This window comes from Pseudomonas sp. B21-032 (genome assembly GCF_024748965.1).
Classification (GTDB): Bacteria; Pseudomonadota; Gammaproteobacteria; order Pseudomonadales; family Pseudomonadaceae; genus Aquipseudomonas.
Window position 1 is genome coordinate 4,950,906 of record NZ_CP087180.1, and the last position, 25,176, is coordinate 4,976,081.

22 protein-coding genes are annotated in these 25,176 nt (G+C 64.7%); 8 read left to right on the forward strand and 14 right to left on the reverse strand.

Features of this window, described 5'->3' with window-relative positions:
* Position 1: 1 nt before the first annotated feature.
* Positions 2–1,543, reverse strand: coding sequence for an MFS transporter (locus LOY54_RS22795; RefSeq protein WP_258607997.1), 1,542 nt, complete (start codon positions 1,541–1,543; stop codon positions 2–4).
* 111 nt (positions 1,544–1,654) lie between these two features.
* Entirely contained in the window at positions 1,655–2,560 is a 906-nt protein-coding gene (locus tag LOY54_RS22800; protein ID WP_045197211.1) for a LysR family transcriptional regulator, read from the reverse strand.
* 162 nt (positions 2,561–2,722) lie between these two features.
* Here LOY54_RS22800 and LOY54_RS22805 point away from each other — a divergent pair, with 162 nt between their 5' ends.
* Positions 2,723–3,175 (forward strand): universal stress protein, encoded by a 453-nt coding sequence (locus tag LOY54_RS22805; RefSeq protein WP_258607998.1) that lies wholly within the window; start codon positions 2,723–2,725, stop codon positions 3,173–3,175.
* 7 nt (positions 3,176–3,182) lie between these two features.
* Here the strand turns inward: LOY54_RS22805 and LOY54_RS22810 are convergent, their stop codons facing one another.
* The 4 genes from LOY54_RS22810 to LOY54_RS22825 are packed head-to-tail and all read right to left on the reverse strand — an operon-like array spanning position 3,183 to position 7,960.
* Entirely contained in the window at positions 3,183–4,049 is an 867-nt protein-coding gene (locus tag LOY54_RS22810; protein WP_258608000.1) for an HlyD family secretion protein, read from the reverse strand.
* An 11-nt stretch (positions 4,050–4,060) separates the two neighbouring features.
* Complete coding sequence (locus LOY54_RS22815; RefSeq protein WP_028943216.1) at positions 4,061–4,261, reverse strand: DUF1656 domain-containing protein; 201 nt, start codon at positions 4,259–4,261, stop codon at positions 4,061–4,063.
* The gene (locus tag LOY54_RS22820) at positions 4,251–6,437 is read right to left on the reverse strand and encodes an FUSC family protein (protein ID WP_258608002.1); all 2,187 of its coding nucleotides are present in this window, start codon (positions 6,435–6,437) and stop codon (positions 4,251–4,253) included. The genes LOY54_RS22815 and LOY54_RS22820 overlap by 11 nt, the downstream gene beginning before the upstream one ends.
* Positions 6,434–7,960: an efflux transporter outer membrane subunit gene (locus tag LOY54_RS22825; protein WP_258608004.1), complete on the reverse strand. Its 1,527-nt coding sequence runs from the start codon at positions 7,958–7,960 to the stop codon at positions 6,434–6,436. Before LOY54_RS22825 ends, LOY54_RS22820 begins: the two co-directional genes overlap by 4 nt.
* 186 nt (positions 7,961–8,146) lie before the next feature.
* On the opposite strand from LOY54_RS22825, the gene LOY54_RS22830 reads away from it, so the two are divergent.
* Together LOY54_RS22830 and LOY54_RS22835 are read left to right on the forward strand one after the other, a co-directional pair.
* Positions 8,147–9,094 carry a LysR family transcriptional regulator gene (locus tag LOY54_RS22830; RefSeq protein ID WP_045197201.1) on the forward strand — a complete coding sequence of 316 codons (948 nt, stop codon included), beginning with the start codon at positions 8,147–8,149 and terminating at the stop codon, positions 9,092–9,094.
* Between the two features lie 73 nt (positions 9,095–9,167).
* Positions 9,168–10,139, forward strand: coding sequence for a D-glycerate dehydrogenase (locus LOY54_RS22835; protein WP_258608005.1), 972 nt, complete (start codon positions 9,168–9,170; stop codon positions 10,137–10,139).
* Positions 10,140–10,193: 54 nt separating this feature from the next.
* Here the strand turns inward: LOY54_RS22835 and LOY54_RS22840 are convergent, their stop codons facing one another.
* Positions 10,194–11,096, reverse strand: coding sequence for a DMT family transporter (locus tag LOY54_RS22840; RefSeq protein WP_045197195.1), 903 nt, complete (start codon positions 11,094–11,096; stop codon positions 10,194–10,196).
* Positions 11,097–11,233: 137 nt separating this feature from the next.
* Here LOY54_RS22840 and LOY54_RS22845 point away from each other — a divergent pair, with 137 nt between their 5' ends.
* Positions 11,234–12,109 (forward strand): AraC family transcriptional regulator, encoded by an 876-nt coding sequence (locus LOY54_RS22845; RefSeq protein ID WP_258608007.1) that lies wholly within the window; start codon positions 11,234–11,236, stop codon positions 12,107–12,109.
* On the opposite strand, the gene LOY54_RS22850 is transcribed toward LOY54_RS22845, so the two are convergent.
* From LOY54_RS22850 to LOY54_RS22880, 7 genes are all read right to left on the reverse strand, one after another.
* Entirely contained in the window at positions 12,106–14,508 is a 2,403-nt protein-coding gene (locus tag LOY54_RS22850) for a TonB-dependent receptor (protein ID WP_258608009.1), read from the reverse strand. The genes LOY54_RS22845 and LOY54_RS22850 overlap by 4 nt on opposite strands.
* A gap of 105 nt (positions 14,509–14,613) precedes the next feature.
* Complete coding sequence (locus LOY54_RS22855; RefSeq protein WP_258608011.1) at positions 14,614–15,588, reverse strand: FecR domain-containing protein; 975 nt, start codon at positions 15,586–15,588, stop codon at positions 14,614–14,616.
* Positions 15,585–16,148: an RNA polymerase sigma factor gene (locus tag LOY54_RS22860; RefSeq protein ID WP_123566555.1), complete on the reverse strand. Its 564-nt coding sequence runs from the start codon at positions 16,146–16,148 to the stop codon at positions 15,585–15,587. The genes LOY54_RS22855 and LOY54_RS22860 overlap by 4 nt, the downstream gene beginning before the upstream one ends.
* A 22-nt stretch (positions 16,149–16,170) precedes the next feature.
* On the reverse strand, positions 16,171–16,497 hold the full coding sequence (locus tag LOY54_RS22865) for a DUF3325 domain-containing protein (RefSeq protein WP_093379632.1): 327 nt from the start codon (positions 16,495–16,497) through the stop codon (positions 16,171–16,173).
* The gene (locus LOY54_RS22870; RefSeq protein ID WP_195884994.1) at positions 16,497–18,071 is read right to left on the reverse strand and encodes a PepSY domain-containing protein; all 1,575 of its coding nucleotides are present in this window, start codon (positions 18,069–18,071) and stop codon (positions 16,497–16,499) included. The genes LOY54_RS22865 and LOY54_RS22870 overlap by 1 nt, the downstream gene beginning before the upstream one ends.
* On the reverse strand, positions 18,068–18,373 hold the full coding sequence (locus LOY54_RS22875) for a DUF3649 domain-containing protein (RefSeq protein ID WP_045197184.1): 306 nt from the start codon (positions 18,371–18,373) through the stop codon (positions 18,068–18,070). Before LOY54_RS22875 ends, LOY54_RS22870 begins: the two co-directional genes overlap by 4 nt.
* 74 nt (positions 18,374–18,447) lie before the next feature.
* Positions 18,448–20,415 carry a ligand-gated channel protein gene (locus LOY54_RS22880; RefSeq protein WP_258608013.1) on the reverse strand — a complete coding sequence of 656 codons (1,968 nt, stop codon included), beginning with the start codon at positions 20,413–20,415 and terminating at the stop codon, positions 18,448–18,450.
* Between the two features lie 219 nt (positions 20,416–20,634).
* Here LOY54_RS22880 and LOY54_RS22885 point away from each other — a divergent pair, with 219 nt between their 5' ends.
* The 4 genes from LOY54_RS22885 to LOY54_RS22900 all read left to right on the forward strand — a co-directional run bounded on the left by LOY54_RS22885 (position 20,635) and on the right by LOY54_RS22900 (position 25,070).
* Positions 20,635–21,129, forward strand: a complete 495-nt coding sequence (locus LOY54_RS22885; protein ID WP_258608015.1) for a sigma-70 family RNA polymerase sigma factor — start codon at positions 20,635–20,637, stop codon at positions 21,127–21,129.
* The gene (locus LOY54_RS22890) at positions 21,126–22,058 is read left to right on the forward strand and encodes a FecR domain-containing protein (protein WP_258608017.1); all 933 of its coding nucleotides are present in this window, start codon (positions 21,126–21,128) and stop codon (positions 22,056–22,058) included. Before LOY54_RS22885 ends, LOY54_RS22890 begins: the two co-directional genes overlap by 4 nt.
* Before the next feature lie 89 nt (positions 22,059–22,147).
* Positions 22,148–24,487, forward strand: a complete 2,340-nt coding sequence (fecA, locus tag LOY54_RS22895; protein WP_258608019.1) for a TonB-dependent Fe(3+) dicitrate receptor FecA — start codon at positions 22,148–22,150, stop codon at positions 24,485–24,487.
* A gap of 178 nt (positions 24,488–24,665) precedes the next feature.
* The gene (locus LOY54_RS22900; RefSeq protein WP_045197178.1) at positions 24,666–25,070 is read left to right on the forward strand and encodes an HPF/RaiA family ribosome-associated protein; all 405 of its coding nucleotides are present in this window, start codon (positions 24,666–24,668) and stop codon (positions 25,068–25,070) included.
* Positions 25,071–25,176: the final 106 nt, after the last annotated feature.

The window sequence follows — 25,176 nt, forward strand, 5'->3', positions numbered from 1 at the left end:
CCTAGGCCACCGCGCGCGGTGGGTAGATCCGGGTAGGCACAAAAGGAATCAGTACAATCAGCGCCGCAGCCAGCAGTGCCATGCACAGGTAAAGATCGGCCGAGGTCAGCACCAGGGCTTGTTCATGGATGCGCCTGGCCAGGCCCGGGGCGCTGCTGTCGGCCAGCGGCGAGTTGCCCAGGCTGTCGACCAGCGCATTGGAATGAAAATGCCGGCGCACGGTGGTCAGCGCCTCGATCAAACCGGCCGCAACCACCGAAGCCAGGCCCTTGACCGTGTTGAACCAGGCCGAGGCAAACGGCCCGTCCTGTGGGGTCATGCCGCCGGTGGCCAGCATCAGCAAGGGGATCACCGACATCGGCTGGCCGAAGATGTGCAGCAGTTGCAGCAGGTAGAAGTTGTCGCGAATCCACACGCTGGTGAGCTGGCTGCCCAGCGCGCACGACAGCGACAACATGCCCAGCCCCGCCGCCAGCACCCAGCGGCAATCCACTGCGCGAATGTTGCACAGCGCCGCCACCAGCGGCAGCGCCAGCAACTGCGGCAAGGCCACCAGCAGCATCAGCGGGCCGGTCTGCGCCGGGCGATAACCCTGGATCTGCGCCAGATAGCTGGAGGGGATGATGATCACTGCCGTCAGCACGATCAGCACGCCGAACAGGGTCACCAGGGCGTGGGTCAGGTTGCGCACCTTGAGCATCTGCAGCTTGAAGAATGGCAGCGGCTCGGACCACTCGTTGCACAGGAACAGCACCAGCAGCACCAGGCCGCCGCCGAGCAGCCAGCAGATCAGCGGCGAGTCGAACCAGCCCATGCGATCCCCCAGGGTCAGGCCGATCACCAGGGCGCAGATGGCAGGCAGGCCGAGCAGCAGCCCGCGCCAGTCGAACTGCTTGAAGCGCTCCAGGCGCAGTGGGTCCTGGGGCAGGCCCCAGGCAACACAGGCCATTGCCAGCAATGACGGCAGAATGATCTGCCAGAACGCCCACTGCCAGCCGACATATTCAGTCCACAACCCGGCCAGCGGCGTGCCCAGGTTGGGCCCGAAGGTCGCGGTCAAGGCATAGCCGGCCAGGCCGTAGACCTTGATCCCCGGCGGCAGGAAACGCAGGGCGACGCTCATCAGCATCGGCGGCAACGCCCCTGATGCCAGGCCCTGCAAGGTGCGCAGCAGCATCAGGCTGGACAGGTTGGGCGCATACGGCTGCACCAGCCCGAGCAGGGCAAACACGGCAATGGCGCACAGGGTAAAACGGCGCAGGGAAAAGGTCGCTGCCAGCCACGGCGAAAAGGCCATGGCCGAGACCGACGCCGCCGAATACACCGCAATCAGCCAGGCGCCCTCATCGGCGCCGATGAACATGCCACCACGGATATCGGCCAGCGAGGCTTTGGTGACCATCTCGTTGAGGCCGGCGCAGAGCACCGCCAGCAGTACCCCGAGCAGGCCGACCAGAATGCGCGTGCCAAAAGCCGCCGGCGCCGCCGTAGCGGCAACCGGTCGGGGCAGCACAGGTAAAGGAGTCGCGGTCAGCGAACTCATCACAGACATCTCCGGACAAACAAAAGAACCGGCGCAAGTCTATGAAGGGGCAATGCTTACGAAAACTGACATATTGGCAGTTTACTAGTGCAGCAAACGCAATCGACTGGTTCAGCGTTGCTCGCTGCAGCACGCCTTGAGGGTCTGGCGCAGCCAGCGGTGGGCCGGGTCGTTGTCAAAACGCGGATGCCAGGCCTGCATCACCGTCACCCGTTCCAGTGGCAACGGGATGTGGAACGAGCGCAGCGGCAGGCCGAGCTTGGTCACGCTGCTGAGGATATTGGCCGGCATCGGCAGCAACAGGTCGGAGTCAGGCAAGGAGAACATCGCCGAATGAAAGCTCGGGGTGATCAGCGCCACCCGCCGCTGCACCTTGTAGTTGGCCAGCTCGACATCGATCGGGCCGTTGGCGCGGCCGCGGCGCGAGACGCTGATCTGCGGGTAGGCGGCAAAGCGCTGGGGGGTGATTTCGGCCTCGAAGATCGGGTGATCCTGGCGCGCCAGGCCGACGTAGATGGTGTTGAACAGGCTCTGCATCTTGATCTCGGGGCCCAGGTCGATGGTCGAGCTGACGATCAGGTCAGTGCCGCCGTCGCGCAGCACCGCATCATCGTCACCACCGCCTTCCGGGACAAAACGCAGCACGGTGTGCGGCGCCTGCTCGTGCATCATCTGCAGCAGTTGCGCGCCATACAGGGCGATGAACAGGTCGTTGGTGCGGATGTTGAAGGCCCGGTCGAGGGTTGCCAGGTCGACTTCTTCGCGGCTGCGAAACACCAGCCCGGCCTGCTCGACCAGGGCCCGCACCTGCTCGTGCAGGGCCAGCGCCCGCGGCGTCGGCACCAGGCCACGGCCGGCGCGGACCAGGATCGGGTCGCCGATGGCCTCGCGGATTCGCCCCAGGGTCCGGCTCATGGCCGCCGGGCTGAGGTTCATGCGCCGCGCTGCGCCGACCACGCTGCCCTCATCAAGCAGGGCATCGAGAGCGACCAACAGGTTCATATCCGGGATCTGCATTGCCAGGCATCCATGACGGGTAAACAAGGGCCGATCTTAACAGCTCGGCAGCGGCCACCGGGTTGCGCGTCACGCAACTACACAGTGCATGCCAGGCCATTTATCCGCAGGCCGCCGATCCTCAACAATAGCCGGCTCGACTGCCGCCCAGAGAAGCCGCCCATGCTCAGCCCCGTATTGATTGCCATCGATGGATCGCCCGCCTCCCAGGGCCTGGTCGAGCTCGCGCAACAGTACTGTTTGCCCAACTGCCATCGCCTGCAGGTGGTGCTGGCCATCGACAGCGCCTTCGCCCTGAGCGACGGCCCGGGGGCGATCAGCCTGTACGAGCAGCAGGAATACCCGGCGGCCACCGATGAGCAGCGCCATGCCGTCCAGGCAGTGCGCCAGGCCCTGGAGAGCCTGCGGGCGCTGGGCTTCGAGAGCGAAGGCAGGCTGGTGCCGGGCGAGCCGGTGGCGGCCATCGTCGCTGCCGCCCGCGCGCTTGAGTGCGAGCTGATCATCATCGGCCACCGGCATTTGAACCGCCTCGGGCGGTTGCTCGACCCGTCGATCAGCAACAAGGTGATCGATCAGGTCAGTTGCCCGGTGCTGGTGGATTCGCGCCAGGCTTGAGGCGCTTTTAGCCTTCTTTCCGAGCCGGCTTGACCACCACCGTGCAGGTGGTCCCCGCCGCCAGTAAAAAGCCTTCCGGCACTTCATCGATGTGAATCCGCACCGGCACCCGCTGGGCCAGGCGCACCCAGTTGAAGGTCGGGTTGACGTCGGCGATCAGTTCGCGGCTTTCAGGGTTGTCGCGGTCATAGATACCGCGCGAGATGCTCTCGACGTGGCCCTTGAGCCGCTCGCCGCTCATCATCTGCAGCTCGGCCTGGTCACCCACGTGCACGTGCGGCAGCTTGGTTTCTTCGAAAAAGCCATAAACCCAGAACGAGTCCTTGTCGACCACCGCCATCTTCGCCTCGCCGGTGCGCGCGTAATCGCCGCGATGGACGTTGAGGTTGGTGACATAGCCATCGACCGTGGCGAGGATCCGGGTTCGCTTGAGGTCCAGCTCGGCCGCCGCCAGCTGCGCCTGGGCCTGCTGGTAATCGGCCAGCGCCGAGTTGGCGATGTTGCTGGCATCGTCACGGTTCTCCCGCGAGATCACCAGGTTGTCCATGTCGGCGCGGCGATGGGCGTTGACCTTGCGCATCTCCCAGGTGGCCTTGCGCGAGGCGACCAGCGCCTGGGCCTGGCGGACCGCCACCTGGTAATGCTCGGGGTCGATCTGCAGCAGCACGTCGCCCTTCTTCACCAACTGGTTGTCGCGCACCGGCACGTCGACCACATAGCCCGGCACGTCGGCGGCGACGTTGATGATATCGGCACGCACCCGTCCGTCACGGGTCCAGGGCGTGTTCATGTAATGCACCCAGAGCTGGCGACCGATCACCACGGCAGCGGCCAGCACGAGCAAGGTGGCGATCAGGCTGAAAAACTTTTTCATCAACAGGGGTCTCAACGGTAGAGAGTCAGGGCCATGGATCCGAACAGGCAGATAAACAGGCACAGGCGCAGCAGCGCCGGGTGCCAGAAAAAGCGGTAGCCGTCATGGCTGGCGATGAACCGGTCCAGGCCCCAGGCAAGCCCGGCGGCGAACAGGAACATCAAGGTCATGGTCGGCATGTAGACGCCATGGAAGGCGATTTCACGAGGCATGGGGCAGTCCTTTGGCCGGGGCCAGTTCGGCCAGCGGCGACTGAGGGTCGAGCAACGAAGTACGGATGAAGTGCAGGTAGCTCTGCACCCGGCGCAGGGCCGAGGTGTCGAAGTGGCGGGCGAACGGCTCGTCGGTGGCCTGCACGCGGCTGATGGCGTGATCCACCGCCACCAGGGCGCGCTCGTGGTTGCTGGCGCTCGGTTGCATGAACAGCCGCGCCAACGCCCGGCCCATGACCCGGATGGCCTGGCGCCAGGGCTGCGATTCGGCATAGCACGGGTGCACTGGCAAGATTGCCTGTTCCTTGCGCAGCTCGATGATCGCGTGGCCAACCTCAAGCACCACGAACATCCAGCGCAGCAGCTTGCTCTGCACCAACGGCTGGCCGACCGCCAGGCCATAGGCCTGGTGCAGCAGGTCGCGGGTGCGGCTTTCGAAGCTCGAACCCAGGCCGCGCAGGCGCCCGGTAATTGCATACAGCACCTGGGCGCGCAGGTCCTGCTCCAGGCGGCTCCACAACCAGCGGCTGTTGGGCGGCAGGATGATCGCCCCGGCAGCGGCGCAGACCAGCATGCCGATGACCATGGCGATGTAGTCGTTGATGAAGTTGTAGGGGTTGTAGATGGTCAGGTTGTCGGGCACGGAGCCGGTGGCAAAAAAGATCAGCAGGCCCAGGCCATAACCGGCATAGGCCGGGCGCGAGGCGAGGAACGCACCGAACACGAACACCGGCGCCAGCACCAGGCACAGCAACGGGAAACCGTCGATCCAGGGGAACACGAAGAAGGTTTCGAAGAAGCCGACAAAGGCGCCGAACAAAGTGCCGCAGGCCATCTGGAACGACATGCGCTTGGGGTTCGGCGTCGCCGCCGAGAGGCCGACGGTGGCGGCGGCGATCAATGTCATCATCGCCCCGCTCGGCCAGGCGGTAAGAATCCAGAAACTGCCCAGCACCAGCAAAATGAACGAAGCGCGCACACCGGCGGCCAGCGAAGCCATCCAGTTGGTCTGCGCGACATAGGGCTCATCCCACTGCTCGCGGGCATGGTTGTGTTCGGTCAGCGAGGCGTGGGTCTGGGCGTAGTTGTGCATGTCGTCGACGAAGCGGTACAGCAGCTCATAGGCGGTGTGAAAATCCAGCAGGTCGGCGTCGCTCGGGCCGCTTTCGACATAGGCCGCACGCAGCGTGCGCACGCGCTCCGGCAAGCCTTCCTTGTAGGCCGCCAGTTGCTCGGCCAGGCGCGCCGCATCGCGCTCGGTGAGGCCACGCCCGGCATAACCGTCGAGCAGCTCGGCCAGGGCGGTGAGCCCGGGTTCGATGGCGGTGACGATCTGCAGCGGCCCACGTAAACGCAGGCGCTCAAGCAACTGGTGCAAGGCGTTGAAGCGCGTGGTGATGGCCATGAATTCGCTGTTCATCCGCCCCAGGCGACCGTTGCGCCGGCGCATGTGCGGGTCTTCGAAGGCGGTAACGCTGCGCAGGCTCTCCAGGCCCACGGCCTCGGCGATAAAGCGCACGTTGCTGCTTTCGAAGCGGTCGCGCTGGCTGTCGCCGCGCAGGCCCTCGGCAACGAAACCGGCGAACACGCCGAAGCGCTGGTACAGGGCGTTGCGCATCGAGGCGCTGGCCGACTGCGGCAAAATCGCGGCGCTGACCAGGGTCGAGACCAGAATCCCCAGGGAGATCTCCAGCACCCGCCACACGGCGGCCATGAACGCGCCGTCGGGGTGCTGCAGGGCCGGCAAGCCGACCATCGCCGCGGTATAACCGGCGAGCACGAAACCATAGGCGCGGAAGGTGCGGTAGCGCATGGCACCGGCCGAACACAGGCCGACCCAGATCGCCAGGCTCGGCAGGAACAGCTCGGTGTTTTGCGGAAACAAGGCGATCAGCGCGACCATCATCGAAGAGCCGGCCAGGGTGCCGAGTAGCCGGTAGAAGCTCTTGGCGAACACATGGCCGCTCTGCGGCTGCATGACGATGAACACGGTGATCATCGCCGTGCGCGGTTGCGGCAACTCCAGGCGCATGGCCAGCCACAGGGTCAGGAAGGCGGCGCTGAGGACCTTGAAGATGTACACCCAGGTCACCCCGTCGGTGCGCAGCCATTCAAAGAACCCGCGACGCCACTCCAGGGTGGCCAGCCAGCGAAACGGCAGGGTCAGCGCGCTCATTGGGCGCGAACCGGCTTATCGAAAATCGCCAGGGTCGCCGGGGTCTTCGGCGCCTGCTGACGGTCTTCGCCGGGCACATCGCTACCCGCGCCCAGGCCGCCGCCCAGGGCCGTAACCAGTTCGGCATGGGCACTCAGGCGCGCAGCCTGGACCTGCTGCTGGATCTGCTGCTGGCGGAACAACTGGGTTTGCGCGTTGAGCACATTGAGGTAATCGGTCAGGCCGCGCTGAAAAGCGATCATGGCGATGTCGTAGGTTTTTTGCGCCGAAGCCACCGACTCGGCGGCAAAGTGCTGCTGCTCGTTCATCGACTCACGACGAATCAGCTGGTCGGAAATGCCCTTGAGCGCCTCGACCACGGTCTGGTTGTAGCGCGCCACGGCGATGTCGTAACCGGCCGAGGCAACCCCCAGCTGCGAGCGCAGGCGGCCGCCGTCGAACACCGGCAGACTGATCGCCGGGCCGACGTTGTAGTTGAATTTGCGCCCGGTCAGAAACTCCAACGCGCCGCCACCGGTGGCCATGAAGCCGAGACCACCGACCAGATCGACATTGGGGAAGAAGCCTGCATGGGCGACATCGATACCACGGGCCTGGGCCGCCACCTGCCAGCGGCTGGCGACCACGTCCGGGCGCTGGCCGACCAGTTCGGCGGGCAACGCCGAGGGCAGCTTCAACGCGGTACCCAGGGCCAGTTGCGGGCGCTGCAACTGCGCGCCCTGCCCCGGCCCTTTGCCGGCCAACGCCGCCAGTTGATTACGCGCCAGGGCGATTTCTTCATTCAGGGCATCGAGCTGGCGGTGGGTTTCCGGCAGCGGCGTCTGCGCCTGGCTGACTTCGAAATGGGTGCCGATACCGCCGGCCAGGCGCCGTTCGGCCAGGGCCAGGATCTGCTCCTGCTGCTCAAGCTCGGCCTTGACGATATCGCGCTGGGCAAAGTGCAGCGACAGCTGGATATAGACCTTGACGATGTTGTTCTGCAGCTCGAGCTGGGCCTGACGGGCCTGGGCCACGCTCATGTGGGCCATGTCCACGGCCTGCTCGCTGGCATTGCGTTCGCGGCCCCAGAGGTCGAGGGCATAACTGAAGCCCAATGCCGCATTGTTGTCCCAGGTGTTGGAACCCGACAGTGCGCCAGGGCCATAGAACTGGTCTTCCGGCCAGTTGTGGCGCTTGAGCGTCGACTGGCCGTTGACCTGCAGTTTCTCTGCCGACTCGACCACCCCGGCCATGGCCCTGGCTTCGCGCACACGGGCGGCGGCCATGGCCATGCTGGGGCTGTCGTGCACGGCCAGGGCGATCCAGCGATCGAGTTGCGGGTCGCCGTAGGCCCGCCACCATTGCTGCTCGGGCCAGTGGGCGTCGAGGGCGGCTTCACGGATGGCCGCGTCGGTGGTCAGGGTATTGGCTTGCAGCGTCTTGCTTTGCGGGGCAATGCCCCAGGTTCCGATACAGCCGCTCAAGGTCAAGCTAAAGGCACAGGCACTGAGCGCATTGAGCGCTCTGATAATGCGACGCGGCACAGCTGCGAATTCCCGACGTAGAAGGTGGATGACGCTTGGAGAGGCAATTCTAGGGGGCCGCCGCACTGGCGATAAGCGTGCATTACTGCGAATCTTTGTTACGAAAACAGCGATAATCCGGCTTTAGTCTGAAGACCGCCCCGGTCACTTCATGTCACAATTTGTCGTCTACTTTGAGAGCGACCCATGGACACCCTGCAAAACATGCGTGCTTTTAGTTGCGTCGCGCAAGTCGGCAGCTTCACTGCCGCGGCCGTGCAACTGGATACGACCACCGCTAACGTATCGCGGGCGGTCTCCAATCTTGAAGCCCATCTGCAAACCCGCCTGCTCAACCGCACCACCCGGCGCATTGCCCTGACCGAAGCCGGCAAGCGCTACCTGATGCGCTGCGAACAGATCCTTACCTACGTCGAAGAAGCCGAAGCCGAAGCCAGCGACGCCCATGCGCGCCCGGCCGGGCAGCTCAAGGTGCATTCGATGACCGGGGTCGGCCAGCATTTCGTCATCGATGCCATCGCCCGCTACCGCGAAACCCACCCGGACGTGACCTTCGACCTGACCATGGCCAACCGCGTGCCGGACCTGCTCGACGAGGGCTACGACGTGTCGATCGTGCTGGCCAGCGAGCTGCCAGACTCGGGCTTCGTCTCCCAGCGCCTGGGCATTACCTACAGCATCGTCTGCGCGTCGCCCGAATACGTGAAGCGCCACGGTATCGCCCACAAGCCCAGCGACCTGCTCAACCACGCCTGCCTGCGCATGGTCAGCCCGGTGATCCCGCTGGAAAAATGGCTGTTCGACGGGCCCGAAGGCCAGGAAGTGGTGAACATCACCCAGGCGCCGTTCCAGGTGAACTCCGCCGATGCGATGAAAACCGCGATCCGCAGCGGCATGGGCGTTGGCGTGCTGCCGATCTACTCGGCCATAGAGGGCCTGCGCGATGGCTCGCTGGTGCGGGTAATGCCCGAGTACCGCCTGCAGGAGCTGAACTTGTACGCGATCTACCCGTCGCGCCAGTACCTAGATGCCAAGATCAAGACCTGGGTCGAGTACCTGCGCAACTCGCTGCCGGAAATTCTCGCCGCCCACGAAGCGGACCTGAAAACCCACGAACTGCGCATTGCCACCTGAAATCTTGCTGCACAGCGGCGGTGGAGAATGATAGCGTGCTACCCATTCTCCACCGCCCGCAGAGATTTCGCCGATGAAAAAGACCGTCCTTGCCTTCAGCCGCATCACCCCGGCGATGGTCGAACGCCTGCAGCAAGACTTCAACGTGATCGTGCCGAACCCCAAGCTCGGCGACATCAGCGCCCAGTTCAACCAAGCCCTGCCCCAAGCGCATGGTCTGATCGGCGTCGGCCGCAAGCTCGGCCAGGCGCAGCTGGAAAACGCCAGCAAGCTGGAAGTGGTCGCCAGCGTCTCGGTGGGCTACGACAACTATGACCTGGCCTACTTCAACCAGCGCGGCATCGCCCTGACCAACACCCCCGACGTGCTTACCGAAAGCACCGCCGACCTCGGTTTTGCCCTGCTCATGGGCGCGGCGCGGCGGGTCGCCGAGCTGGATGCCTGGACCAAGGCCGGGCAATGGCAAGCCACCGTCGGCCCGGCGCAGTTCGGCAGCGACGTGCACGGCAAGACCCTGGGCATCGTCGGCCTGGGCAATATCGGCGCGGCCATCGCCCGGCGCGGGCGCTTCGGCTTCAACATGCCGGTGATCTACAGCGGCAACAGCCGCAAGCCAGCGCTGGAGCAGGAACTCGGCGCGCAGTACCGCAGCCTTGATGAACTGCTGGCTGAAGCTGATTTCGTCTGCCTGGTGGTGCCACTGGGGGCGCAGACCAAACACCTGATCAGCCGTCGCGAGCTGCAGTTAATGAAACCCAGCGCGTTTCTGATCAACGTCTCCCGTGGGCCGGTGGTCGATGAAGCGGCGCTGGTCGAAGCCTTGCAGACCGGCACTATTCGCGGCGCCGGGCTGGATGTCTACGAGAAGGAGCCGCTGGCCGAATCACCGCTGTTCCAGCTGAAAAACGCCCTGACCTTGCCGCATGTAGGTTCGGCTACCGCTGAAACCCGCGAGGCCATGGCCAACCGGGCGATTGATAACCTGCGCAGCGCCTTGCTCGGTGAACGGCCACGGGATCTGGTCAATCCGCAGGTGTGGAAGTAAGCCGTACAGACCCCATCGCGGGTCAAGCCCGCTCCCACAGGTTCGGTGCGATAGCTACCGCAAGGCCACCACCGGCTCGACCACCTTGGGCCGGGGTTTGCGAAACACCAGCACATTGCCCAGCATCACCAGCACCAGGCCGGCCAGCGCGGGCGCCGTCCATTGGTAACCCTCGTAGAACGCCGAGACGTTCAGCGCCACCAGCGGGAACAACACCGTGCAGTAAGCGGCCCGCTCCGGGCCCATGCGCCCGACCAGAGTCAGGTAGGCGGTAAAGCCGATCACCGAGCCCGGAATCACCAGGTACATCAGCGAACCGATGTAGCGCGTGTTCCATTCCATGGCGAACGCAATACCGCTGACCAGGCAATACAGGCCAAGCATGCTGGCGCCATAGAGCATGCCCCAGGCATTGGTGGTCAGCGGGCGCAAACCGGCTTTTTGTTGCAGGCTGGAGAGCATGTTGCCGGCCGAAAAGCACAGGGTTCCCAGCAGTGCCAGGCCCAGGCCGATGATGGTTTCACGGCTGGCGGCATGCCCGGAAAGCTCGGGCCAGAACAGCAGCCCCAGCCCGGCCAGGCCGAGGGCGCCACCGGCCAGCACATTGGCAGCCACCTTCTGGCCAAAGAACACCCGCGCATTCAGCGCGTTCCACAAGGTTGCGGTAGAGAACACCACGGCGATCAGGCCGCTGGGTATCCACTGGCTGGCGGTCAGAAAGCACATGAAGTTGACGCAGAACAGGCACAAGCCCTGAGCCAGGCAGATCATGTGACCGCGACGGTTCATCGGTTGCAGGCGGCGGCTGAGCAGCAAAATGACAAACAGCACCAGCGCCGCCAGGGCAAAGCGGTAGACGATCGACACCGGGATGGCGACCACCCCCAGTTGCAGCTTCAGGGCAATCCAGGTGGTGCCCCAGATCAGCACAGTGAGCAGGTATAACGACAGGTTCATGGCGGCACTCCTCAATTCCAGGCCACCAGTGTGCAGCCGCCCCCGGCAACGGCACTTGCACATTCTTGCGCTTTTGCGCAGGCAGCAGCTGTCAGCCCGGACGCGGCGGAGTAGGATGGCCAACAGAGGTAGCGACCATGACGCCGTTGGACCAGCTGCACGTTTTCAAAGCCATGCACGACTCACCCCATGCCCGCCTGGAACACAGCGCGCACCTGGGGGACGGCCTGGCGGCAGCCCTGTGGAACAACCGCCACGACGCCCGCGACTACGAAGCGCCCAGCCATCACACCCTGTCGTGCTACATCGCCGACGGCACCGGCACCTTTCGCCGCGACCGCCCCGGCCACACCGGCTCGCCCGACAAACTGTGCATCATGCCTGCCGGTTCCGCCTCGCACTGGGTGGTCAACGGCTCGATCCGCCTGGCGCACCTGTATATCAGCCAGGAGCAGTTCGCCCTCGGCTGCGTCAGCCTGCTGGACCGCGAACCGCGCGAGCTGCAATTGCAGGAAGCGACCTTTCTCGACGATCCCGAGCAGGCCCGGCGCTTTCGTCAGTTGATTGCCCTGGACTGGGACGAGCCCGCCGAACGCCTGCTGACCAGCAGCCTGGCTCACGAGATTCTCGACCACGCCCTGCTCAGCCAGGTCGGCCTGCGCCAGGGCCTGCGCCTGAAGGGCGGGCTGGCCGCGCACCAGCGCCGGCAACTGAGTGAATATGTCGAAGGCCACCTGGATCAGCCGCTGAGCCTTGGTGAGCTGGCGACGCTGTGCAACCTTTCCGAGTACCACTTCGCGCGAATGTTTCGTCAAAGCTTCGGCCTGCCGCCGCACCAGTACCTGCTGGCCCGGCGCCTGGCCAAAGCGCGGCAATTGCTCCGCCATGGCCAACTGCCGCTGGGCGAAGTGGCGCTGCTGTGCGGCTTTGCCAGCGCCAGCCATTTCAGCAACCGCTTCCGCCAGGCCCTGGGAGCAACGCCCGGCGCCTACCGGGCGGCCTTCAGCGCTTAGAATTCGAGGGTGCTGGACAGGCTGACCTGGCGCGCATCGCCCACCGAGACAAAGTTGCGGTTCACCGCCGAGCTGTAATAGGTGCGGTCGAACACGTTCTTGACGTTCAATTGCAAGCGCACCTTGTGTTCGTCCAGGCGGGTTTCGTAACTGGCGAAGGCATCGGCGACGGTGTAGCCCGGCAGCTCGAAATCGTTCTCGGCGTTACCGGCCCGCTCACCGACATAGCGCGCCCCGGCGCCCAGGCGCAGGCGGTCGCCACCGAACAGGCTGCCGGCGTCATACACCGCCGACAGCGAGCCGCTGTGGCGCGCCACGTTCTGCAGGCGATTACCTTCAAGCGTCGGGTCCTGGGTGACTTCGGCGTCGATGAAGGCATAGTTGCCGATCAGGCTCCAGCGCTCGCTCAACTGCCCGGTCAGGTCCAGCTCGATGCCGCGCGAGCGCACCTCGCCGGCGTTGCTGTAGAGCGTGTCGCCGGTAGCGGAATCGAAGTTGGCCACCAGCACGTTGCGCTTGCGGATGTCGAACAGCGCCAGGGTGCCGGTCAGAGCCCCCGGCATGTCGAGCTTGGCGCCCAGTTCCCAGGATTTACCCTCCTCCGGTTCGATCCCCGAATCCAGCACCAGGCCGCCGGTCAGCGGGGCAATGCTGGAGTTGGGCTTGAACGATTCGCTGTAGCTGCCATACAACGACAGCTGCTCGTCAACCTTGTACACCAGCCCCACCCGCGGCACCCAGGCCTGACCGTTGGTGTTGGTATTGGCCTTGAACGGCCGCCCGCGCCCGGCGAGCTGGTCGTACATCTGGTAGCGCGCACCGGCGACCAGAATCCAGTGTTCATCGAGGTGGATCGAATCCTGGAAGAACAACGAGTCGCTGCGCAGCTTGTCGGTCTGTGCGCTGTCGCTGTCGCGCACGCTGGTGCCCTCAACTTCGCGGCCATACACCGGGTCGAGGTAACTGAAAGTGCTGAGGCTGCCCTGGCGGATCAGGTCGGCGCGGTAGACTTTACGGTACTCATTGTCGAGGCCGAACAGCAGGTCATGCTGCATGCCCGCCAGTTGCACCTTGCCCTCCAGGCTTGCGGTGGCGAAACGGTCGCTGCTGAGCGCGCCGCGGGTGCCGTCCATACTTCGGCTCAGGGTGCCGCGGGCGGCGTTGACGGCGGTCACCCGCACCTGGCTGGCGTCGTAGGTTTCGCGGTTGTAGCTGAAGCCGAAGTGGGCTTTCCAGTCGTCCGCAAGCTGATGATCGACCTCCAGGCGGTAAAGGTCCGAGCGCCCTTGCATGTCGTTGAACGGCTCGTCCAGGCGCCGGGTGCTGGGGATATCCAGCGGGTGGTTGGTGCGCGGGTCGATGGCCGTGCCGCGGTCGAACGGGTAGAGAAACTCGCGGTGCTCGTAGGCCAGCAGCACCTGGGTGTCTTCGCCGAACCAGGCCAGCGACGGCGCCACCAGCGATTCACGGTGGGTACCAAAGTTGCGCCAGTAGTCTTCGTCTTCATGGTCGAGCACCAGGCGGTAGGCGAAGTTGCTCTGGCCCAGGGCACCCGTGCTGTCCAGGCCGCCACCGCTGCCGTTCTTGCCGCTGCCATAGCTCGAGCCGCGCAGGTTCAGGGCGTTGTATTGCTGCAGTTGCGGGCGCTTGCTGACCACGTTGATCACCCCGCCCGGGTCCTGGATGCCATACAGCAACGAAGCCGGGCCCTTGAGCACTTCGACCCGCTCAGTGCTGGCATTGAGGCTGCGGCCCTGCACGATCGGCATGCCGTCACGCATGATCGAGCCGTCACGGTTGTCGCCAAAGCCGCGCTTCATCACCGTGTCCTGGGTGCCGCCGAAGTTGTTGCCCTGGGTCACGCCGCTGACGTTGGCCAGGGCATCGTCGAGGTTGCGCGGGGCCTGGTCCTTGAGCACCTGGGCCGGCACCACGTTGATCGCCTGGGGCGTCTGCATGATCAAAGCCTGGCTGCGCATCACCGAGCTGCTGGCTGGCGGCTGATAGCTGTAGTCGGCATCGGCTTGCGAGTTCACCGTGGTCGCGTCGAGCTTGAGCGCAGCGCCGGCATCGAGTGGTTCGAGGGTCAGGGTGCGGGCATCGACCCGGCGTGCGGCAAAACCGGAATTGCCCAGCAGTTGCTGCAGGGCCTGCTCGGCGCTGAGGCTGCCGTGCAGGGCCGGGGCGTTGAGCGCCGGCAGGTCGGTGGTATAGATCACGCTTTGCCCGGTCAGCCGGCTGAAGTCATTGAGCGCCTGCACCAGCGGCTTGCTCGGCTGGGCAAACACATAGACTTGCTGCGCGGCCACCGCGCCCAGGGGGAATGCGCCCGCTGAGGCCAGGGCCGAGACACTGAGCCAGATTGAAAAGCTGCGCGCTGCCGAGGGGGTGAACTTCATGACCGGTAACCTGTGAAGGAGTGACGTTTATGCGAATGAATCGCACTTTCACTCACTACACGGTTGCCGCGCGAACTTACCTCATCAGTTTTCTGAAAATATTTTTCAGCGGATCAGCGTCACCCGCTCCAGCAGGGTATTGCGCTTGAAGCCCAGCACCGCGCCGAGCGAATCCAGCGCCGCCAGCGGCTGGCTGGCCGGGAAGCTGCCGCTGACCTTGCGTTTGCCCAGTTCGCTGTCGAGCACGATGATGCGCCCGGGATAGTAGCGGGCCAGGTCGTCGATCACCGTGCTCAGCGGCACCTGGTAGTAATTGAGCCAGCCTTGGCGCCAGGCCAGGCGCGATTCGCTGTCCACCGCTTCGACGGCGCTGGCGGTGCCGTGGCGGTAGGCCACCTGCTGGCCGCCGCTCAGCTGTTGCTGCAAGCGCCCGGGCTCGGCGGTCACCGCCACCCGGCCATCGAGCACGGTGACCCGCGCGCCGCCATTGTGCTTGCGCACCTCGAAGCGGGTGCCGAGTACCCGCGTCTCGCCCTTTGCCGCCTCGACCACGAACGGCGCGCCGGTGTGGGTGACATGAAAGAACGCCGCGCCACGGCGGATCGTCACCTGGCGCTGACCATCGCTGAAATCTACCGACACGGCGCTGCCAGCATCCAGGGTCATGTGCGAGTTGTCGGCCAGCACCACTTCCTCAACCTGCCCCGGCGCCGTGACGTAATCCGCCTGCAGGTCATCCAGCCAGTAGGCCGGATGCCAGCCGGCAGCGGTGCCCAGCGCCAGTACCAGGCAGGCAGCGGCAGCCAAGGTGGCGACACGGCGCCAGGTGCGCCCCGCGGGCGGTTGCTGCATGGCGCGCAAATAGCCTTGCAAGGCCGGGTCGTCCTCGGCTGCCAACAGGCTCGCCGGCGCTTCGCTCAGGCGCCACAACGCCTGGGCCTGGGCATAGGCGCGGCCATGGGCCGGATGGGCGAGCAACCAGCGCTTGAACTCGGCGCGCTCGGCCAGTTGCGGTTGCTCGTTGATCCGGCTCAGCCAGCCCAGTGCGGCCTGGTGCTGCGCGGCGGTGATGTCAGTCATGGTGCTTTCCCTGGCTTGCGGGTGCTGGCCGGCGGCAGCTCGATACTCGCCTTGCACGCCTCCAGTGCGCGCATCATATGTTTTTCCACCGCACTCTGGGACAGGCCCATGGCCTTGGCGATCTCGGCGTACTTGCGCCCGTGAATGCGGTTGAGCAAGAAGATCTGCCGGGTACGCTCGGGCAGCAGGCGCAGCGCCGCCTCGATGCGCTGCAGGTCGCTGTTTACCTCCAGGGCCACTTGCGGTGCGCTGACATGCTCGTCGGCCACCTCCAGTTGCAGGCTGTCGTTGACCCGCTCGCGGGCACCTTCGCTGCGCAGGTGATCGATGGCGATATTGCCGGCGCAGCGCAGCAGGTAGGTATCGAGCGCCTCGACCTTGACCTGCGGCCGGCGCCAGAAGCGCAGGAACAACTCCTGGATCAGGTCCGAGGCCGTGGCCCGGCAGCCGATGCGGCGGCTGACCAGGGCTTCCATCTGCGCCCGTTGGGCGAGAAACACCTGCACAAATCGCGCGCGCCCGCTGGCCCCGTCGGTGTCGTTGCCACCTTCGGCGGGCAGATCGAGCGGCTCGTTGACCAAGCTACAGCGACGCCAGGGCAGTCAATGGCGCCAGCACCACGCTGGCCGCCGCCAGGCCCAGCAGCAGGCGCGGCTGGTAAGGCAGGAGGAACACCCAGAGGGTGACGCCGGCCATCAGCACCGCGAACAGCTCGACCAGGCCCATGGCCCAGCCGCTGTGGCGCACCGCCAACAACAGCGCCAGGGCCAGCAGCGCCCAGCCCGCCACCCGCAGCGCCGCACGCCGCGCATTGCTCGGTGGCTGTCCGAGCAGGTCCTTGTAGTGCTTGTCCATGGCCAGGCACAGCGCGGCGAAGCCGGCAAAACCAAACAGGGCAATGGCCAGCATCAGTTCACCTCGCTTTCAATCAACGTGCCAGGCGCGGCCTTGGGCTTGCGCTTGGGCGCGACTAGCGGCGCCCGCCACATCTTGCTGGCAGCCCAGGCCAGGAACAGGCCGCTGGCCAAGGCGGTCAGGTCGAAACCGGCCATGGCCCAGTCGCCGACGGCGAGCGAGTGGTTCAGGCCCTGGCCGGTGGTCAGGCCGTTGAGTAGCGGCAAGCCCGCCCACATCAGCGCGCCGAGGCCCAGTTGCTCGGCCCAGGCTCGGCGGCCGCGGCGCAGCATGGCGTGCACCAGTGACAAAGCCCAGAGCAGGAAGAAGCAGTTGGTCTCCCAGTCGGCACGGCCTTCAAGGCCGATCGGCAACAAGCGGTTGGCCCAGAAGAACGCCGCCACACCCAGCAGCAGGCCGCTCATGCTGGCGATGTTGAGCACCTCGACCAGGCGCAGCTCGAACGGCTGGGTGCCGCTCTTGGCATGCTTGAGCTGGCGCTTGCCCAGCCACATGACCAGGCCGGTGCCGATCACTGCGGTGCCGGCCAGGCCAAAGAAGAAGTACAGCCAGCGCAGCCACGGCCCGGCGAAAATGCCCATGTGCAGGCCGTACATGCCGCCTGAAATCAGCACCGGCGTGGCCTCGATCTGGCTGCCGCCCTCAAGCGTGCCGTTAACCCCGTCAAACAGCCAGCCACCGCCGCGCTGGTGAGCGATACGGTCACCGGCATGGCGGGCGAACCGGACCCGGGCGTTCTGGTCACCGGGGTTCTGCACCTCAACCCAGGCAAGATTGGCCCCGGGCGCCTGCTCCTGGACCTTGGCATACAACTGCGGCAAGGGCAGCAACGGCGCCGCGGTGCCGGCGGCCTGGACCTGGCTCTGGCCGCCGAACAGGTCGTTGAAAAAGCCACGGGTGTTGTCGCCATAGCTGGCGATGATGCTGGCCGGCATGACCATGGCCATGAAGATCACCAGGCTGCTGTAGCTGATCATCAGGTGGAACGGCAGCACCAGCACGCCGATGGCGTTATGCCCATCGAGCCAGGAACGCTGGCCCTTGCCCGGGCGGAAGGTGAAGAACTCCTTGAAGATCTTCTTGTGGGTAATGATCCCGGTCACCAGGCCCAGGAGCATGATGAACGCGGCAAAGGTCGACAGCCAGCGGCCCCAGGGGTGAGGCATCTCCAGCTGGAAATGGAAACGGTAGAAAAAATTGCCGCCACGGGTCTCGCGCGCCTGCAATTCGGCGCCGGTGGCAGGGTCGAGGGTTTTGGAAGTGAAGTCGCGGCGCCCGCCTCCAGCCTTGGGCCAGCTCACGCTCAGCGCCGGTTCGCGAGCGTTGGGCAACTCGATGAACCAGCTGCCCGCAGTCGGCGCATGCTCTTGCAGGTAGCGTTGGGCCAGGTCCAGGCTGGCCGCCGGATCCAGCGCCCGGCTGGGCACTTCCGGCTGGGTCCAGTGGCTGATTTCTTCCTTGAAGTAGGACATGGTCCCGGTCAGGAAAATCGCAAACAGCAACCAGCCGAAGATCAGCCCGGTCCAGGTATGCAGCCAGGCCATGGCCTGGCGAAAGCCCTCTTTCATGGGTTTTTCATCCAGTAGGCCAGGCCGCTGATCATCGCCAGCACCAGGCTCGGCACCAGTACTCCCAGCCAGGCCTGCCAGGCACTACGACAGGCGAAGCACCAGAGAAAAGCCACCAGGTAGAACAGGAACGACAGCATCATGCCGCTGATCACCGCCTCCGCCCGCGGCACCGGCAACAGCAGGGTGATACAGACGCTGGCCATGGCCGCCAGCAGGTAGCCACCGAACACGGCAGCCAGGCTGCGGGAAGTCACGGCCAGGCGATAGCTGATGGGCAGCCCGGCGGCTTTGCTTTTCATGGCATCGGTCCATTACGAGAAGCGCACAATAATAATGATTTATATTCTCATAAGCAAAACCGCAGGCCGGCCGATCAGAACGACAGGTCGACGCCCATGGTGTAGCGGCGGCCGTCCAGCACGGTCTGGTAGTTGTCGTAGTCCACTTCCTTGTTGAAGACGTTGTACACACCGGCCAGCAGCTTGACGTTCTTGGTCACCCGGTAGGTGCCGCCGAAGTCGACGAAGGTGTACGACGGCGTGCCGTCGGACATGGTGCTCCGGCCCAGGTAGTCCGAGGTCTTGCCGCGGTAGTTCAGGCGCGCCCAGGTGCCCAGCTGGTCGGTGGCCTGCCAGTCGAGGGTGGCGTTGAACATGTGCCGCGGCATCTGGTTCAGGGCCTTGCCTTTCTGCGGGCCGCTCTTCTGCTCGGAGGCGGTGAAGGTGTAGTTGGTGGCCAGCGACACGGTCTGGGTGATGTCCCAGTCCAGGGTCGCTTCGATGCCGCGCATCTGCGCCTCGTCAACGTTGACCCGGTCACTGATGAACTTGTACGAGGTACCGCCGATCTGGCACCGGCCCGAGGCATTGCCGGTGCTGTCGGTGCAGCGGCGGGTCTCGGTGATCTTGTCCTTGAAGTCGGTGTTGAACAGGGTCAGGCCGGTGGAGAATCCTTCGAGGTTGTCCCAGATAAAGCCGATTTCCTGGCTCAGGCTCTTCTCCGGCTTGAGGCTGGAGTTGCCGACGATGATCGCCGGGTCGCCACCGCCACCGGTGATCTGGCCCCAGTCATCGACGGCGGCGCGGATGTCCGGCGAGCGGTAGCCGCTGGATACACCACCTTTGATGGTCCACTGCTCGGTCGGGTGGTAGACCCCGTACAGGCGTGGCGACCAGTGCGTGCCGTAGTTTTCGTCGCGGTCCATGCGCAGGCCACCGGTCAGGGCGAAGGCTTCGGTCAGGCGCCATTCGTCTTCGGCAAACAGGGCCCACGACCAGCGGGTCAACTGGTTGACGCTGGCCGCCGAGGCCAGTTGGTTGCCTTCGTCGCTGAGGTCCTCGTACTTGTACTGGCCACCGAAGGTGGTGATGTGCGAATCGCTGAAGAACGACACCTGCGAATTAAGCACAGTGTTTTCCAGCTCCATGCGCCGACCCGGGTTCTCGATCTTTTCGCGCTGCAGGTAGCTTTCGCTGGTAAGGCTGTCCCAGCGCCCGGAATGGGTGATGGAAAAGTTGGTACGGTCGTAGTCGTTACGGCTGGCGGAACGACTGGCCGAACGGCCGACGTGGGAGTTGCGCTCCTGCTCGGACTTGCCCGCTTCGAGGGTGATGTCGTTGTGTTCATCCGGGGTGAACGACAGCTTGGCCGTGGCGCTGTCGGTGCTCTGCTCGTTGAAGCCGTTGACGATATGGTCTTCGTCGCGGCGCGAGCGCTGGCCGTACAGCTGCAGGCCGACCAGGTTGTCGACCAGGGGCCCGGAGATGAAGGCGTTGGTGCTGTTGTAGTTGCCCGAGTCGGAGCGGTCCTGGAAGGTTGCTTCGGTGCGCACGCCGCCGTACCACTGCGGGGTGACCTTGCGGGTGATGATGTTGATCACCCCGCCCATGGCGTCGGAGCCATACAGCGAAGACATCGGCCCGCGCACCACTTCGATGCGCTCGATGGCTTCCAGCGGCGGCATCCAGCCCTGTTCGATACCGGCGCCGTCACTGTTCGGGCGGGTGGCACGCGAGTCCTGGCGTTTGCCGTCGACCAGCATCAGGGTGTACTTGGAGGCCATGCCGCGAATGCTGATGTCGCTGGAGCTGGCGCCACCGGTGACCACCACGCCCGGCACATCGCGCAGGGCATCGGTGACGTCACGGTAGGACTTGTTCTCGATCTGCTCGCGGGTAATCACCGAAATCGATGCCGGCGCATCCTTGATCTGCTGGGAGAAACCCGACGCAGTCACCACCATGTTGTCCAGCTCCAGCGGCTGGTTCTGAGCTGTGGCTTGCGCGGTGTAGAGCGAGCAGAGGGTAAGCGCGAGGCAGGATTTACTGAAAGTCGGGGACACGAGGACCTCTCCCTGAGAAATGTAAAGGTTGCGTAAATTCATCTAGGGAGCGAATGCTATTCATTCTCAAATGTGAGTAAAGCGTATTTACGTTTTTTACATTTCCCCGATCCTCTGCTACGCCCGTCAGTCAGGCACCGATTGCCGAGTAGTGGCACCTTTCACTACAATGCGAACAATTCTTATTCTGTTGCGCATCCCGGCGCCGGAGTGTTCACGGTGCCCAGCGCTCCCTCTTCCTCGCTCGAAGGCCTCTACCTCGACCATCACAACTGGCTGACCGGCTGGTTGCGCCGGCGTCTGGGCTGCCCCGACAGTGCCGCCGACCTGGCCCAGGACACCTTCATGCGCCTGCTCCAGGGCCGCGAAACGCCGCTGCTCAACGAGCCGCGGGCGTTCCTCACCACCGTCGCCAAACGCGTGCTGTGCAACCATTACCGCCGCCAGGACCTGGAGCGCGCCTACCTCCAGGCGCTGGCGCAGTTGCCCGAAGCACTGGCGCCGTCGGAAGAACACCGGGCAATCATTTTCGAAACCCTGCTGGAGCTCGACCGCCTGCTCGACGGCCTGCCACTGGTGGTCAAGCGCGCATTCCTGATGGCCCAGGTCGATGGTCTGAGATACGCCGAGATCGGCGCGCAACTGGGCATCTCCCTGGCCACGGTCAAGCGCTACCTGAACAAGGCGGCCATGCGCTGTTACTTCGCCCTGTGAACGGCCATCAAGAGTTTTCCCCGCAGGTGGCCGAACAGGCCGTGCACTGGCTGATCGAGCTGCAGGGCGGCGCCCTCGATGCGCGTCAGCAACAGGCCCTGCAGCAATGGTTGCAGGCCGACGACAACCACCAGCGCGCCTGGGAGCACATCCAGCGGGTCAATCAACGTTTGCGCGGCTTATCCTCGCCCCTGGCCCACGCCGCGTTGCAGGCGCCACGTTCGGCCAGCCGCCGCCGGGCGCTGAAAACCCTGCTGATCCTCGGGGTCGGCAGCGCCAGCGGCCTGGCCTTGCAGCAGCACAACCCGTTGCCGACATTGCTCGCCGATTACCGCAGCCCGGTCGGCGAACGCCGGCGCCTGGCCCTGGACGACGGCAGCCTGCTGCAGCTCAACACCCGCAGCGCCGCCGACGTGCGTTTCGATGCCAGCCAGCGCCTGGTGCACCTGCTCGAAGGTGAACTGCAACTGACCGTGGCCGGCGATAGCCGACCGCTGCAACTGCGCAGCGAACACGGCCTGCTGAACCTGGGCAACGGCCGCTACAACCTGCGCCAGTTCGCCGGCTACAGCCAGTTGGCGGTGTTCGAAGGCAGCGCCAGCCTGGCCGGCAATCGCCTGGGGGCGGGCCAGCAAGCGCGCTTCAACGGCCCGCATTGGCAGGCCAGCCAGGCCCTGGACAGCAACCTCGGCGCCTGGGTCGACGGCATGCTGGTGGCTGCGCACATGCCCCTTGGCGCGTTTCTCGACGAGCTCGGCCGATACCGCCGCGGCCAGCTCAACTGTGCACCCGAGGTAGCCAATTTGCTGATTTCCGGCAGTTATCCGCTGGCCGACAGCGAACGCATTCTCGACCTGCTCGAGGTGGCACTGCCGGTGCGCGTGCGGCGCTTTACCCGCTACTGGGTGACGGTCGAAGCGCGGGCCTGAAGGTTTTTCCACTGACCTGAGCCGTTTTCACATCTCGCGTGACAGAGAAGGCAGAACCCTTTGCTTCGACCTTCTCAAGGACCTTCTGCATGCCCCTTCGACCGAGTCCACTTGCCCAGGCCCTGCGCACCCTGCTGCTGGGTGCCAGCCTGAGTTTCAGCGCCGTTGCCGCCCAGGCAGCCGAGGCCCCGGCGCGCACTTACCAGATCGCCCCGAGCACGCTGGAAAACGCCCTGAACCAGTTCGGCCGTGAAAGCGGCGTGCTGATCTCGTTTGGCTCGCAGCTCACCCGCGGAGTGCACAGCCCCGGCCTGCAGGGCCAGTACAGCCCGCAGCAGGGTCTCGATGCATTGCTGCAAGGCACCGGCCTGCACGCCCGCGCCGAAGGTGACAACGCCTTCAGCCTGCAACCGCTCGCGGCCGCCAGCGCGCCGGTCGAGCTCGGCGCCTCCACCGTGGTCGGCGACTGGCTGGGCGCGGCGCAGCAAGACAACGTCTTCGAACATGCCGGTGCCCGCGATGTAATCCGCCGCGAAGAATTCGAGCGCAGCGGCGCTACCACCGCGCGCGAAGTGCTCAACCGCATCCCCGGGGTCAACGCCCCGGAAAACAACGGCACCGGCAGCCACGACATGGCGCTGAACTTCGGCATTCGCGGGCTCAACCCGCGCCTGGCCTCGCGCTCAACGGTGCTGATGGACGGCATTCCGGTGCCGTTCGCACCCTATGGCCAGCCACAGCTGTCGTTCGCTCCGATCAGCATGGGCAACATGGACGCGGTGGACGTCGTGCGCGGCGGCGGCGCGGTGCGCTACGGCCCGCAGAACGTCGGCGGCATCGTCAACTTCGTGACCCGGGCGATCCCCGACGAGCCGACGGTGAAAGCCGGTTTCCAGACCCAGACCAGCCCGTCGTCCAGCCACGACGGCTTCAAGACCAGCGCCAACCTGCTCGCCGGCGGCACCAACGCCAACGGCCTGGGCGGCGCCCTGCTGTACTCCGGCAGCCGTGGCGGTGACTGGCGCGAGCACAGCGACACGCACATCGACGACCTGATCCTCAAGGGCAAATACCAGCTAGACGAGGCCAACAGCCTGCACGCCATGGCCCAGTACTACGAAGGCGAAGCGCAGATGCCCGGCGGCCTGAGCGTTGCCGACTACGATGCCGACCCGTACCAGTCGACCCGCCTGCAGGACAAGTTCTGGGGCCGGCGAACGATGTTCAACTTCGGCTATGACTACAAGGAAGACGCCCGCCAGTTCAGCGTCAACAGCTTCTTCACCAAGACCCTGCGCAGCGGCTATCTGGACCAGGGCAGCTTCGTCTCGCTGTCGCCGCGCGAGTACTGGGTACGCGGCATCGAAACACGCTTCTCCCAGGGCTTTGCCCTCGGCGAGAGCTGGCATGAAGTGGGCGTAGGCTACCGCTACGTCAACGAAGCCGGCCACGAGCTGCGCTACCGCGAGCCGATCGCTGCCAACCAGTTGCCGACCAGCGCCAGCCGCAACGACCGCGACACCCGTGGCAGCACCGAAGCCCATGCGCTGTTCCTCGATGACCGCATCGACATCGGCCAGTGGACCATCACCCCGGGCATCCGCTACGAAATGATCGATTCCGAGCAGTCGAACACACTCAACGGCCAGCGCTACCAGGGCGACTACAACACCGCGCTGCCGGCGCTCAATGTCATGTACCACCTGACTGACAGCTGGAACCTGTACGCCAACACCGAAGGCTCGTTCGGCAGCGTGCAGTACAGCCAGATGCCCAACCGGGTCAGCAGCGGCGAAGTGAAACCGGAAAAAGCCCGCACCTGGGAACTGGGAACCCGCTACGACAACGGCAACCTGCAAGCCGAAATCGGCGCCTTCCTGATCAACTTCGACAACCAGTACGAAAGCAACCAGACCAACGATTCAGTGATCGCCCGCGGCGAAACCCGCCACCAGGGCATCGAGACCAGCGTCAAGTACGCCCTCGAAGGCCTCAACCCGGCGCTGGCAGGTTTCGACGTGTATGCCACTTACGCTTTTGTCGACGCTAAAATCCGCGAAGACGGGCCGAACAAGGGCAATCGTGTGCCCTTCTCCTCGCGTCACAAAGGCACCTTGGGCATCGGTTATACCGAAGGCCAGTGGCGGCTCAACCTCGACAGCAGCTACCAGAGCGACCAGTTCGCCGACAACGCCAACACCGCGGCCGAAAGCGCTGACGGCAGCACCGGGCGCATCCCCGGCTACATGCTGTTCAGCAGCCGCGCGGCCTACGATTTCGGCCCGCAACTGTCGAACCTCAACGTCGCCGTGGGGGTGAAAAACATCTTGAATCACCAGTACTACACCCGCTCGTTCGACGACAACAACAAGGGCAAGTACGTGGGTGAACCCCGTACGGTATACCTGCAGACCTCCGTCGCGTTCTGATCCAGCGCATGCAAAAGCCCGGCCTGTGCCGGGCTATTTGCTACAAGATATTTTTATTTCAAAAGGGCTTGAATTGTTTGGCCAAGTGCCTGACCTTGTAGTCAAGAGGCGATGGTTGTCACAGGCCGCCAAGGCCCCATCGATTCTCTTGCGAGCTAGCTGAATAAGGGATTGAACTATGCAAATCCAGGTCAATAGCGACAACCATATTCAAGGCAACATCCGGCTGGAAGAGTGGGTCCGCAGCACGGTAGAAAGCACGCTCGAACGATATGACGAAGACCTCACCCGCATCGAGGTCCACCTGCGCGACGAGAACGGCGACAAGCCAGGTCCGCACGACAAACGCTGCCAGATGGAGGCACGCCCAAAAGGCCATCAACCGATTTCCGTAAGCCACAAGTCCGCATCCCTCGACCAGGCTGTCGAAGGCGCCGCAATCAAACTGAACCACGCCCTGGAGCACTTCTACGGCAAACTGCGCAGCAAACGCGCGGTGGCCCAGCAAAGCATCGACGGCGCCCAGAATGACGGGCTGTTGCAGGAAGAGTTTCTGGAGAACGAGCAAGCTCGCATCAACTGAACAAGCAGCAACGCAGACGGTAAAAAGGCGAGCCCATGGGCTCGCTTTTTTTATGCTCAGGTTTTTGAAAGCTTGATCAGGCCGACACCGATAAACATCCAGGCTG